This is a genomic window from Amycolatopsis sp. NPDC104587, assembly GCF_055583645.1.
This window is the reverse complement of record NZ_JBVJNO010000021.1, coordinates 125,453-137,166: the sequence shown is the minus strand read 5'-3', so window position 1 is coordinate 137,166 and position 11,714 is coordinate 125,453. Positions and strand designations below refer to the sequence as shown.

General features: G+C 71.3%; 14 protein-coding genes. 8 read left to right on the top strand and 6 right to left on the bottom strand.

Going from position 1 to position 11,714, the window contains the following annotated elements; all coding sequences use genetic code 11:
• Window positions 1-91: 91 nt before the first annotated feature.
• Entirely contained in the window at window positions 92-580 is a 489-nt protein-coding gene (locus tag ACZ61C_RS44225; protein WP_465313958.1) for a GNAT family N-acetyltransferase, read from the bottom strand.
• Between the two features lie 18 nt (window positions 581-598).
• On the opposite strand from ACZ61C_RS44225, the gene ACZ61C_RS44220 reads away from it, so the two are divergent.
• From ACZ61C_RS44220 to ACZ61C_RS44210, 3 genes are all read left to right on the top strand, one after another.
• Complete coding sequence (locus tag ACZ61C_RS44220) at window positions 599-1,162, top strand: helix-turn-helix domain-containing protein (protein WP_465313957.1); 564 nt, start codon at window positions 599-601, stop codon at window positions 1,160-1,162.
• 265 nt (window positions 1,163-1,427) lie between these two features.
• Entirely contained in the window at window positions 1,428-2,333 is a 906-nt protein-coding gene (locus tag ACZ61C_RS44215; protein WP_465313956.1) for an EF-Tu C-terminal domain-related protein, read from the top strand.
• 473 nt (window positions 2,334-2,806) lie between these two features.
• Window positions 2,807-3,208, top strand: a complete 402-nt coding sequence (locus ACZ61C_RS44210; protein ID WP_465313955.1) for a hypothetical protein — start codon at window positions 2,807-2,809, stop codon at window positions 3,206-3,208.
• 3 nt (window positions 3,209-3,211) lie between these two features.
• On the opposite strand, the gene ACZ61C_RS44205 is transcribed toward ACZ61C_RS44210, so the two are convergent.
• A complete protein-coding gene (locus ACZ61C_RS44205) occupies window positions 3,212-3,427 on the bottom strand; it encodes a hypothetical protein (RefSeq protein WP_465313954.1) in 216 nt (71 codons plus the stop codon).
• Window positions 3,428-3,567: 140 nt separating this feature from the next.
• Here ACZ61C_RS44205 and ACZ61C_RS44200 point away from each other — a divergent pair, with 140 nt between their 5' ends.
• Genes ACZ61C_RS44200 through ACZ61C_RS44190 form a run of 3 tightly spaced genes read left to right on the top strand, consistent with a single transcriptional unit; the run spans window position 3,568 to window position 5,915 of the window.
• Window positions 3,568-4,467 carry an acetaldehyde dehydrogenase (acetylating) gene (locus ACZ61C_RS44200; RefSeq protein ID WP_465313953.1) on the top strand — a complete coding sequence of 300 codons (900 nt, stop codon included), beginning with the start codon at window positions 3,568-3,570 and terminating at the stop codon, window positions 4,465-4,467.
• Entirely contained in the window at window positions 4,464-5,489 is a 1,026-nt protein-coding gene (gene dmpG / locus ACZ61C_RS44195) for a 4-hydroxy-2-oxovalerate aldolase (protein ID WP_465313952.1), read from the top strand. Before ACZ61C_RS44200 ends, dmpG begins: the two co-directional genes overlap by 4 nt.
• A 33-nt stretch (window positions 5,490-5,522) precedes the next feature.
• Window positions 5,523-5,915, top strand: coding sequence for an RDD family protein (locus ACZ61C_RS44190; RefSeq protein WP_465313951.1), 393 nt, complete (start codon window positions 5,523-5,525; stop codon window positions 5,913-5,915).
• Between the two features lie 62 nt (window positions 5,916-5,977).
• On the opposite strand, the gene ACZ61C_RS44185 is transcribed toward ACZ61C_RS44190, so the two are convergent.
• A complete protein-coding gene (locus ACZ61C_RS44185; protein ID WP_465313950.1) occupies window positions 5,978-7,498 on the bottom strand; it encodes an FAD-dependent monooxygenase in 1,521 nt (506 codons plus the stop codon).
• Window positions 7,499-7,563: 65 nt separating this feature from the next.
• Here ACZ61C_RS44185 and ACZ61C_RS44180 point away from each other — a divergent pair, with 65 nt between their 5' ends.
• Window positions 7,564-8,196, top strand: coding sequence for a TetR/AcrR family transcriptional regulator (locus tag ACZ61C_RS44180; protein WP_465313949.1), 633 nt, complete (start codon window positions 7,564-7,566; stop codon window positions 8,194-8,196).
• On the opposite strand, the gene ACZ61C_RS44175 is transcribed toward ACZ61C_RS44180, so the two are convergent.
• Genes ACZ61C_RS44175 through ACZ61C_RS44165 form a run of 3 tightly spaced genes read right to left on the bottom strand, consistent with a single transcriptional unit; the run spans window position 8,188 to window position 10,580 of the window.
• Complete coding sequence (locus tag ACZ61C_RS44175) at window positions 8,188-9,108, bottom strand: NADP-dependent oxidoreductase (protein ID WP_465313948.1); 921 nt, start codon at window positions 9,106-9,108, stop codon at window positions 8,188-8,190. The two genes, ACZ61C_RS44180 and ACZ61C_RS44175, sit on opposite strands and share 9 nt — an antisense overlap.
• 39 nt (window positions 9,109-9,147) lie before the next feature.
• A complete protein-coding gene (locus ACZ61C_RS44170) occupies window positions 9,148-9,819 on the bottom strand; it encodes an HD domain-containing protein (RefSeq protein ID WP_465313947.1) in 672 nt (223 codons plus the stop codon).
• 50 nt (window positions 9,820-9,869) lie between these two features.
• Window positions 9,870-10,580, bottom strand: a complete 711-nt coding sequence (locus tag ACZ61C_RS44165) for a methyltransferase domain-containing protein (RefSeq protein WP_465313946.1) — start codon at window positions 10,578-10,580, stop codon at window positions 9,870-9,872.
• A gap of 127 nt (window positions 10,581-10,707) precedes the next feature.
• Between ACZ61C_RS44165 and ACZ61C_RS44160 the strand changes: the two genes are divergently transcribed.
• Window positions 10,708-11,697, top strand: a complete 990-nt coding sequence (locus ACZ61C_RS44160) for an ABC transporter substrate-binding protein (protein ID WP_465313945.1) — start codon at window positions 10,708-10,710, stop codon at window positions 11,695-11,697.
• The last annotated feature ends 17 nt before the right edge of the window (window positions 11,698-11,714 follow it).

Below are 11,714 nucleotides of genomic sequence, written 5' to 3'. Positions count from 1 at the left end.
GATCACCGCCCACGCCTTCTCCGTCAACTCACCCCGACCAACCACGCCGCAATTCAACCGGACCGCAGCTAGATCACTTACAGGACACTCCCTAGCCGAGCTCGCGCTGCATCAGGACGGTGTCGAGCCAGCGGCCGTGCTTGAACCCGACGCGGCGCAGCACACCGGCGTCGGTGAACCCGGCCGCGCGGTGCAGGTTCCGGGACGCGGGGCTGCCGGAGTCGACGACCACGGCGATCGCCTGCCGCGCCCCGGCTTCACCGCAGTGCTTCAGCAGCTCGTCGAGCAGGCGCCGGCCGTGTCCGCGGCCGGTGGCGCCGGGCGCGAGGTAGATCGTCGTCTCCACCGAGAACCGGTACGCCGGTTTCGGCCGCCACGGCGTGGCCAGCGCGTACCCCAGGACGTCGGTTCCGTTCGCCAGCACGAGGAACGGCAGCTCGCTCGCCCGGATCTTCGCGCGCCACTGCGCCGGGGTCGGCGGGGTGGTCTCGAAGGTGACGACCGAGTCGGTGACGTACGGCGCGAAGACCGCCGCGATGCCCTCGGCGTCGGCCTCGGTCACCGCCTCTATAGTGGACATGACCTGTATTATAGAGGAATGATCGATCCTGGTGCCCTCGGCCGCCGCCTGCGCGACCTGCGCGCCGACCGGGCGCTGGCGCTGAGCGCCCTGGCGAAGGCGGCCGGGGTCAGTGTCAGCATGTTGTCGGCCATCGAACGCGGTGAGAAGACGCCGACGGTCGTGGTGCTGTCGCGGATCGCGGACGGCCTCGGGCTGTCGCTTTCGCGGCTGCTGGCCGACCTCGAGACGGACCGGGTGATCCTCCGTCGCGCGGCCGCGCAGGAGCACGTCGCCGAGCCGGGCGGCTGGCACCGCACGGTGCTGACGCCGGTAGTCCCCGGCGTCAACTTCGAATGGATCCGCACGACGCTGCCGCCGCGCGTCGACGCGGGCACGTTTCCCGCGTACGCCCCGGGTTCCCACGAGTTCGTCGCGGTCGCGGCGGGCACGTTGCACCTCGGTGTGGGATCGGACGAGTACGTGCTGCACGCGGGCGATTCGGTCTACTTCCCCGCCGACGTAACGCATTCCTACGTCAACCGCGGTGACGACCCGTGCGAGTACCACGTCGCCGCGCTCGTGATGCGGCCGCGCTCCTAGCAAAACCCGGTGCCACGGCGGCCGCCGCCGTGGCACTCTTTCCGGCATGTTCCCCGTGTCCGATCGCGCGACGCTCGCAGGCCTGTCCCTGCCGAGCGCCCGTTCGGCACGGCTGTTCCCGGTTGTGTCCACCGGCGCTCGCAGCTGACCCTTCCCCGATTCCCCCTGTCCTGCCGCGGAACCGCCGGGGGAGGGTCGACGCGCTCGCCCGGTTTCCGCGCATCCACCTGTCAGCACAGGGAAAAGTCATGACCAGCAGCAGTACGTGCGGACCAAGCCGCACCTCAACATCGGCACGATGGGCCACGTCGACCACGGCAAGACCACGCTCACCGCGGCCATCACCAAGGTGCTCGCCGAGCAGGGCGGCGCCAACCACTACGTCGCCTTCGACCGCATCGACCGCGCGCCGGAGGAGATCGAGCGCGGTATCACGATCACCATCGCCCACGTCGACCTGGTCGAGCTCGAGGTCCGGGAGCTGCTGACCCGCTACGGGTTCGACGGTGACCGGGTCCCGGTGGTCCGCGTGTCCGGGCTGCGCGCGCTGGCGGGCGACCCGGTGTGGACCCAGCGGGTCCTCGACCTGCTCGCGGCCGTCGACGAGCACGTGCCGGTCCCGCCACGCCGGCTCGACCTGCCGTTCCTGATGCCGATCGAGAACGTCCTGACGATCACCGGCCGCGGCACGGTCGTGACCGGCGCGGTCGAGCAGGGCGTGCTGTCGGCCGGCGACGCGGTCGAGGTGGTCGGCCTCGGCCCGGCGGTGTCCACTGTGGCCACCGGGATGGAGACGTTCGGCAAGCCGATGGACCGAGCCGAGGCGGGCGACAACGCGGCGGTGCTGCTGCGCGGAGTGAAGCGCGGCGAGGTCCGGCGCTGCCAGGTGGTCTGCCTGCCGGGCACCATCCGGCCCCACACGCGTTTCCGCGCGGAGGTCCACGTGCTGTCGACGGCGGAAGGCGGCCGCCGCACGCCGTTCGCGGCGAACTACCGGCCGCAGTTCCACTTCCGCACCAGTGACGTGGTCGGCGTGGTGGGGCTGGCGCCCGCGGCGTCGCTGACGGTGGAGCTGGCGCTGCCGGTGCCGATGAGCCCGGGTCTGGGTTTCGCGATGCGCGAAGGCCGCCTGACGGTGGCGGCTGGGACCGTCACCGAGGTGCTGGACTGAAGAGCGGGCCCGTCCCCGGGTCGGGGCGGGCCCGCTCCGGTTTTGCCGTTCGCCGGTTTTGCGCGCCCGGCGCTGCTAGCGTCCCGAAGGTGCGAATGTGGTGGTGTGGTCCGGTTCTGGCGGTCGCCTTGGTGGCGACGGCCTGCACGGGCGCGCGGTCGGGCAGCGGCCAGGTGGTACCGCCGACCACAACCACGCCGATCACGACCACCGCACCGGCCACAACGGACTCAGCCACAACGGACTCCCCGGTGGCGACGACACCCGGGACGACCCAGACCCGCGCGCACACCCCCACGGCGACGACGAAGAAGCCGACCACTCCGCGCCGGAGCACCACGACCCGCCGTCGTCCCCGCTGAGCCGCGCTTCCGAGTTGCGATCCGAGGACGATGCGCGCGAACCGGTAATTCCCGGCGTACGCCCGGCGACTGAACCATGGTCGGACAGTGAGATGTCACCGAGGTGCGCTGATGAAAACGTCGTGGTTGGGAGTGCTGCTCGTCGCGGGTGTGGTGACGGCGGCGTGCGGTGCGACCCCGCCGGCTTCCCGTGCCCCGGTCGTTCCGGTCACCACCGAGTCGGTGCTGACGATCGAGCCGACGCCGGTCGTGACCGTCACCGAGACGCAGCCGCCTAGCACCCCGGCCACCACGGTGGCGCCCGCCCCGGCCGCCACGAAGAAGGCGCCGGTCCGCAAGACACCGAACCGGAAGCCGCCCCGGTACGGCTACCAGTGCCGGGACGGCGACGAGGTGAAGTACGAAGTCTGCGCCGAGCACAAGGCGTGGATCGACGGGCAGCTCGAGTTCACCGGCTGCCTCGACAGCGGCGGCACCTGGGACGAGGCGACCCAGCGCTGCCGGCGTCCCTGACGGTCAGCGGCCCCGCAGGTCCGGCCGCGCCAGCCCAACCCCGGCCAGCGCCATCAACACCACCGCCAGCACCGCCACGACCACGGCCAGCACCGGCACGTTCGCCGCCGTCGTCAACGTGATGATGCTCGACACCAGCAGGAGCACTCCCGCCGCCAGGCTGAGCCAGCACAGCGGGGCCGTCCTCGGGATGACGTGCCAGTGGTTTCGCTCGGCCATCGGACCTCCTCGGTCGGTACGCGTCCAAGCTGCCCCGATCCCGAGTCGATCAAACCGGCGGGAGGCATGCGGTCACCGACGTTCCGCTGGTCGGAACACCCCGCTGTCCCGACACCCGGCCGCGGTGCGACGGTCGGGGCATGGCTCCCGTGAAGGCGGCGATCGTCGGCCCCGGCAACATCGGCACCGATTTGCTGGCGAAGCTGCGACGCAGTGAGGTACTCGAAGTCGGTTACGTGGTCGGGGTGGTCGAGTCCGACGGGCTCGACCGCGCCCGTGCGCAGGGGATCGCGGCGTCCGCCGAGGGGGTCGACTGGCTGTTGCGCCAGGACCCCCTGCCGGAGCTGGTGTTCGAGGCGACGTCGGCGAAGGCCCACGCCGCGAACGCGCCGCGGTACGCCGAAGCCGGCATCCAGGCCATCGACCTGACCCCGGCGCACCTCGGCCCGATGGTGTGCCCGCCGGTGAACCTCGGCGCGCACCTCGACGCGCCCAACGTTTCGATGATCACCTGCGGCGGCCAGGCCACCATTCCCATGGTGCACGCGGTTTCCCGGGTGACGCCGGTGCCGTACGCGGAGATCGTCGCCTCGGTGGCTTCGCGCGGCGCGGGCCCCGGAACCCGCGCGAACATCGACGAGTTCACGCGCACGACGTCCGGTGCCGTCGCCGAGATCGGGGGTGCCGATCGCGGCAAGGCGATCATCATCCTCAACCCGGTGGAACCGCCGATGATCATGCGGGACACGGTGTTCTGCGCGATCGGGCTCGACGCCGACCGCGACGCGATCACCGCGTCGATCCACGAAATGGCGGACGAAGTCAGAAAGTACGTGCCCGGCTACTCGCTCCGCGCCGATCCGCAGTTCGACGACGCGCGCGAGGAATGGGACGGCCACGCGCGGGTCGGGATCTTCCTCGAGGTCCGCGGCAACGGCGACTACCTGCCCGAATACGCCGGGAACCTCGACATCATGACCGCCGCGGCCGCCCGTGTCGGCGAGCTGATGGCCCGCGCCAAGCAGGAGGTGCCGGCATGACCCGCCCGGAGCTGAAGCACGACGTCCGGATCGTCGACACGACCCTGCGCGACGGCAGCCACGCGATGGCGCACCGCTTCACCGAGCAGCAGGTGCGCGACACGGTGCGCGCGCTCGACCGCGCCGGCGTCGAGGTGATCGAGGTGACCCACGGCGACGGCCTCGGCGGTTCGTCGTTCACCTACGGGTTCTCCGCCGTCGACGAGCTGAAGCTGATCGCCGCGGCGCGCGAAGAAGCGAAGCAGGCGAAGATCGCCGTGCTGCTCGTGCCGGGAATCGGCACCGCCGAAGACCTCCGGCGCGCGTTCGACGCGGGCGCGGAGATGGTCCGCGTGGCGACCCACTGCACGGAGGCCGACGTCTCGCCGCAGCACTTCGGGCTCGCGCGGGAGCTGGGGATGGAGACGGCCGGGTTCCTCATGATGGCGCACCGGACGCCGCCGGAGGACCTCGCGAAACAGGCCCGGATCATGGTCGACGCGGGCTGCCAGGCAGCGTACGTGACGGACTCCGCCGGCGCGCTGCTGATGCACGAAGCCCGCGCGCGGTTCGAAGCGCTGGTCGCCGAAGTCGGTGACACGGCGTGGGTCGGCTACCACGGCCACCAGAACCTGAGCCTCGGCGTCGCGAACTCCGTGCTCGCCCACGAAGCCGGCGTCCGCTACATCGACGGGTCGCTCTGCGCGCTCGGCGCGGGGGCCGGGAACTCGCCGACCGAAGTCCTCGCGGCGGTGTTCGACCGGCTGGAGATCTCGACCGGCCTCGACGTCGGCACGTTGCTCGACGCGGCCGAGGAGGTCGTCCGCCCGTACCTGCAGCGCTGGCCGAAGATGGACCGCAACGCGATCGTGCAGGGCTGGGCCGGGGTCTACTCGAGCTTCCTGCTGCACGCCGAGCGCGCGGCCGAGCGCTACGGCGTCCCGGCGCAGGCGATCCTCCGCCGCTGCGGCGAGCTCGCGTTGGTCGGCGGCCAGGAGGACATGATCATCGACGTCGCCGTGCAGCTGGCCGCACAGGGATGACAACCGTTCGCGGGGTTCGCGCGTGAAGCAGGCATGGACACAAAACCGCGGGCCGACGAAGACCTCTCGCTGTCGGTCGTACGCCGCCGCGGCCACGGCGAGCCCGCCCGGTGGCAGCAGATGTGGGCGATCGTGCTCGACCTCGCGCTGCACCTCACGGCGGCCCTCGTGGTCGCCTCGCGGCTGGGCTTCCCGTTCCTGCTCACGGCGATCGCGACGTACGCGGTGGTGTCGTTCGCCCACCGGGTCCTGCTGCAGTGGTGGTGGGGCGCCACGCTCGGCCGGGCGCTCTTCGGCCTGCGCTGCGTGGTCGAGCCGATCGGCGAAAAGGCGACGTTCGAGCTGCTGGTCAAGGAGTGGCTGTTCACCTCCTACGTGCTGGTGGTCTTCGCCGTGCTCCCCGTGGTTGACGCGATCCCGCGCTGAATCACTGCGAGCACGGAGGCGCCGACGGTGTTGTCGGCGCCTCCGCGCCCCTCGGAGGGAAGTCAGGCGGGCTCGCCGAACCACCGGTGCAGCGCGTCCGCCAGTCCCGCGGTCGTGCCGTCCTCCCGAGCCCAGGCGATGTGCCCGTCCGGCCGGACCAGCACCCCGGTGAGGGACGGCTCGCTCTCGCACTTCACGCTCAGCACCCGGACGCGCCCGGCCCACGCGGAAGCCGTGTCACGGACGTCGGCGCTTTCGGCGAGGTCCAGCAGGAGCGCCTGGCCGTCCTGGAGGTGCTCGCCGAGCCGGGTGCCGTCGGCGAACGCGAAGTCGGGCGCCCCGCGGCCGGTGAGGTCGTGCTCGCCCTCGATCGGGTAGCGGTGCAGCACGCCGGAGAGCTTCTTCGCCAGGTACGTCGCGCCGTCGTCGGTGTGCAGGAGATCGGTGACGACCTGGCGCAGCGCCCGGGTCCGGGTGTCGGTGCGCATCAGCGCGACCTGCGCCCGGGTCCACTCCAGCACCCACTCGCCGATGGGGTGCCGCTCGGTGGTGTAGCTGTCGAGCAGGCCGTCGGGCACCCAGCCGCGGATCGTCGCGGCGAGCTTCCAGCCGAGGTTGACGGCGTCCCCGACACCGAGGTTGAGCCCTTGCCCGCCGAACGGCGAGTGGACGTGCGCCGCGTCGCCGGCCAGCAGGACGCGGCCCTGGCGGTAGGTCGCCGCCTGGCGGGCGTTGTCGGTGAAGCGGGTCGCGCTGTGCACCTTCGTCACCCGGACGTCCGCGCCGGACACCCGCCGGAAGCTTTCTTCCAGCTCCTGCGCGGTGATCGGCGCGTCGCGGTCGGCGGGCGGGCCGTCGAACTCGACGGTGAGGATCCGCCCCGGCATCGGCCCGTGGACGTAGAGGCCGCCGGTGCCGTGCTGCCAGCCGCCGGGCAGCCCGTCGGCGCCGGTGAGCTCGACCATCGCCTGCCGTCCGGTGATGGCGGGGTCGGTGCCCGGGAACGCGAAGCCGGCCTGCTTGCGGACGAAGCTGCGACCCCCGTCGCAGCCGACGAGCCAGCCCGCGCGTACCTCTTCGTCCCCGATCCGGACGGTCACACCCTCGTCGTCGGCGTCGAAGCCGGTCACCTCGGCGCCGCGCCGGACCTCGACCCCCAGCTCCTTCGCGCGTTCGCCGAGGATCGCCTCGACGGCCTGCTGCTGGATCACGACGACCCGGGCCGCGGGCCCGACGTCGCGGAAGTCGGGGTCGTCGAAGTGGACCCCGCCCGCGCCGACCATGATCCCGGCGAAGTGCCCGACGGGCATCGCGGGCTTCGGCCCGTCCCCGCCCCCGCCGCGCGACTTGAGGAACTCCTGGATCCGTTCGAAGTTCTGCCGCACGTTCTCGTCGAGCGCGGGCAGCATGCCGCGGCGGTAGAACGCCTCGGCCGTCGGCAGGTTGATCGACCCCGCCTTGATCGTCTGGTCCGGTTCGGGCAGCCGTTCGACCACGAGCACGTCGACGCCGTGGAGCCGCAGTTCGCAGGCGAGCATCAGCCCGACCGGTCCGCCCCCGGAGATCACCACATCCCTGTTCATGGCTCCGATGATGCCGACAAACTTTTACCGAGTCAAACTTTATGATCAGTCTATACTCTCGGCTCATGGCGGACGACGGACTGCGCGAACGGAAAAAACGGGCCACCCGCCAGCTGATCGCGGACGTGGCGACGGGTCTGTTCATCCACCGCGGCTTCGACGAGGTGACGGTCGCGGAGGTCGCCGAAGCGGCCGGCGTCTCGAAGATGACCGTGTTCAACTACTTCCCGCGCAAGGAAGACCTGTTCCTCGACCGCCACGCCGACCGCCTGGCCGACCTCGTGGCGGCCGTGACTTCCCGCCCTGCGGGCACCTCGGTCGTGGCCGCGCTGCGAAACCACCAGCAGGAGCTGCTGGCCGCCGGGCACCCGCTGTCGGGCGCCATCGCCGGCGGCCCCGGGTTCTGGTGGGTGCTCACCTCGAGCCCGGCCTTGACGGCGCGCTGGTACGAGCAGGAGCGCGAGATCGCCGACGCGCTGGCGGAGGTGTTCAAGAAGGAGACCGGGGACGCCTTCCGCTCCCGGATGGTCGCCGGCCTGGTGACCACGGCGATCACGACGATCTTCACGCACGCGATGAGCCGCATCATGGCCGGCGACGAGCCGGAGGTCGTCCGGAAGGAGCAGGTCGGGTTCATCAACCAGGCCTTCGACCTGGCCGAGAACGGGGTCGGCGGCTTCCCGGCGGAGTCAGTCTGACAACACCTGGATGATCGTCTTGCCGGGAGTGCGGCGGCGACGGGTGAACGCGTCGGCCGTTTCGGCGAGCGGGCGCACGTCGCCGACGAGGGGCCGCAGGCGACCGTCCCGCACCCGCTGGGCGAGGTCCGCCAGCCGCGCGCGGTCGGGCTCGACGACGAAGAAGACGGTGCGCCCGTCCTTGGGCCGCACGGAGGTCGGCTCCGCGATGGTCACGACGGTGCCGCCCGGGCGCACCAGCGCGGCGGAGCGCTCGAGCACGTCACCGCCGATGACGTCCAGGACCACGTCGACCTCGCCGATCCCGGACCAGGGATCGGCGGTCAGGTCGGCGAAGGAGTGGGCGCCGAGCTCCAGCACGACGTCGCGGTCGGCGGCCCGGCCGGTGCCGACGACCCGGGCGCCGAGCTCGCGCGCGAGCTGGACGGCGATCGAGCCGACCCCGCCGGCCGCGCCGTGGATCAGGACGGTCTGCCCGGTCGTGAGCCCGGCGTGGTCGACCAGGGCCTGCCACGCCGTCAGCCCCGAGACCGGCAGCGCCGCGGCGACGGCGTAGTCGATGTCGGCGGGCAGCGGCGCGAGGTTGCGGGCCTCCACGGCGGTGTACTCGGCGAGGGAGCCGTCGCGGGCCCAGTCGCCGAGGCCGAACACCCGCTGGCCGATGGTGAGACCGGTGGTGCCGTACCCGAGTTCGACGACCACTCCGGCCAGCTCGTGCCCGGGCACGCTCGGCGTCCGGTCGTGGCCCGCGCGGTCGGTCCAGGTGGCGGGCCAGCCGAGTTCGCCGGGCGTGAAGCCGGCGGCGTGGACCTGCACGACGACGTCGTTCTCGGCGGCGTGCGGGTGCGGCAGATCGGTCAGGGTGAGCCCGCCGACACCGGCGTCACGGTCTCGTGCGGTGATGGCTTGCATGGTGGTCCTTTCGGGATGGTCTTCACCGGGCCGGGCGCGTCAGCTCGGCCAGGCGGAGCCGAGGATGCGTTCGACGGTGGTGGTGCGGCGGAACCCGGGGACGAAGTGCTCGAGGACGTCGGCGTTGACGGTGCCGTTGGCCGTCTCCGGGCGGTTCTTCAGGCCGTCGAGGTAGGTGCCGAGGAACGCGTTCTTGAAGTCGCCGCGGGGGTGTGCGGCGACGATTTCGGCCACCTGTGCGGTGTCCATTCCGTCCAGTCCGAAGCCGAGGATGTCGGTCAGCACCCCGAAATGCGTGGTGGCGATCTCCGGCCCCATGCGGCCGGGAACGCCCGGGGTCGTGTGCAGCGCGATGGCCGTCCAGACGGTTTCGGCGGCCGCGGCGGAGAAGCCGTGGTCGAGCAGGAACTTGCGCCCGTGGTCGGCGCCGTCGACCTCGAACCGCTGTTCCGCCGCCGAAAACGGCGTCAGGAGACCGGAGTCGTGGAACATCGCGGCGAGGTACAGCAGCTCGGGATCGGGTGCCACCTCGAGCCGGCGCGCGTGGAGCCGGCTGAAGAAGTAGACCCGCCGGGAGTGGTGGTAGAGGAGAGGGCTGGTCGTGGCCTGGACGAGCCGGGTCGCCTCGGCGACGGCCGCGGTCTCGGGAACTTCCACTCCCGCGATGATCTCGGACATGACGTCAGCGCTTTCGTTGGTGGTCTCCGCCATCAGCCAAGTTAGTCGCGAGTTGGGTTACGGTCAATGCGTGTAACGGAACATCACTCGGGGGTGGCCCGGCTGATCGTCATCATGGCGTCGCCGCCGCGCTGGAACTCGTAGTCCACGGGCCGGACGGCCGTGTGCAGCCCGGCCGCCGCCAGCTCGGCGCGGACCGGCGCCAGCTCCGGGTTCTCGGCCAGGCCCATCGGCACCAGGGGGAACACACGGACCTCGCGGCCGATCCTCGCCAGCTCGCGCAGGCTGGCCACGTGGAACGCGCGGTCGAGCCGGTCGGCGTAGCTGAACAGCAGGTGGGAACTCAGGACCAGGTCGAACTCCCCGTCCGGGAACGGCAGTGCGGGCAGCGCGGCCCGGAGGTAGTTCTCCGGGTGCGCGGCGCGGTCGGCCTCGAACAGCTCCACCGAGCGGGTCCGCGACTCCAGATAATGGCCCGGGTCGCGGAAGTACGTCCACACGTACTCGTCCGGGTTGGCCTGGTGGTAGGCGTACCCGCGGCGCAGGCTCTCGAGCGCGGCCTCCCGGACCTGCTCGACCGGGCGCTCGTAAACCGGGTCGCACGCCAGCGTCGTCCCGCCGGCCGCGTTGACCTCCGCGGTCAGGCTGGCCGCGCCGCCGGGGCAGTCAAGGATCCGCCCGGCGAGGTCGGCGTCGGTGAGGGCGAACATCCGGCGGTATTCATCGAGCGAACGCGAGCTGACGAGCACCGCGCCGATCCGGTTCTCGGGGCGCAGTTCGTCCGGTTTGGTCATCGTTGTCTCCCCACGCAATCCGGTGAGAGGACTTCCCCCACCTGCCCGTCACTTATTTTCCCCTTGCCGCCCAGTTGGACGACAATGAACCGGTAGTCTCCCTTCCCGTCATCGAGGGAGGGGTCCCATGAACACATTCCGGCGGTGGATCACCGCCGCAGCCGTCGTTTCCGCGGTCGCCGCGCTGGGCGGATGCGGCCTGCTCGGCGGGTCGGACGACAACGCCGGCAGCAACAACAAGGTCGAGAAGGCCACCGTCAAGGTCGGCATCATCCCGCAGCTGATCGACATCGCCGGCTTCGAGCGGGCACGCAGCGCGGGTTACTTCGGCGCCGAAGGCCTGCAGGTCGAGCTGGTCACCATCAAGAGCGCCACTGAGGCGGTGCCCAAGCTCAAGACGGGGGAGCTGGACTTCGCCTTCGGCAACTGGACGTCGTTCATCGCGGCCCAGTCCGAGGGGACGGTCGACCTGCGGACGGTCGCGGACGGCCTGCAGGCCAAGCCGGGGATGACCGCGCTGGTCGCGATGCCGCAGTCGCCGATCAGCTCGCCGAAGGACCTGCCGGGCAAGTCGGTCGGCGTCAACGCGCTGGTCGGCAACGTGACGCTCACCAGCAAGGCGGTCATCAAGGCCGCCGGGGTCGACCCCGGCGGCGTCCAGTTCAAGGTCATCCCGACCGCGAACGCGCTCAACGCCCTGCAGACCGGGCAGATCGACGTCATGTCGCTGCAGGAGCCGAACCTGACCATGGCCAAGCAGCAGCTCGGCGCCAAGGTGGTGGTCGACCGGGCGACCGGGCCGGTCGCGGACTTCTCGATCAGCGGCTACGTCGCGCCGGCGGACTTCGTCAAGAACGACCCGAAGACGACCGCCGCGTTCGCCCGCGCGATGGCCAAGGGGCAGGGCGACCTGGCCGACGAGCCGACGGTCCGGAAGACCCTGCAGGACTACGCCAAGATCGAGCCGGGTGTCGCGAACGCGGCCGGCGTCGGTGTCTTCCCGGCCGCGGTCGACCAGGCCCGGCTGCAGAAGGTCGCCGACCTGATGCTGACCTACGGTGACCTCAAGCAGAAGTTCGACGTCGGTCCGATGATCTACCAGGCGCCGGCGTCGTAGGTCATGCGCCGGTTCCT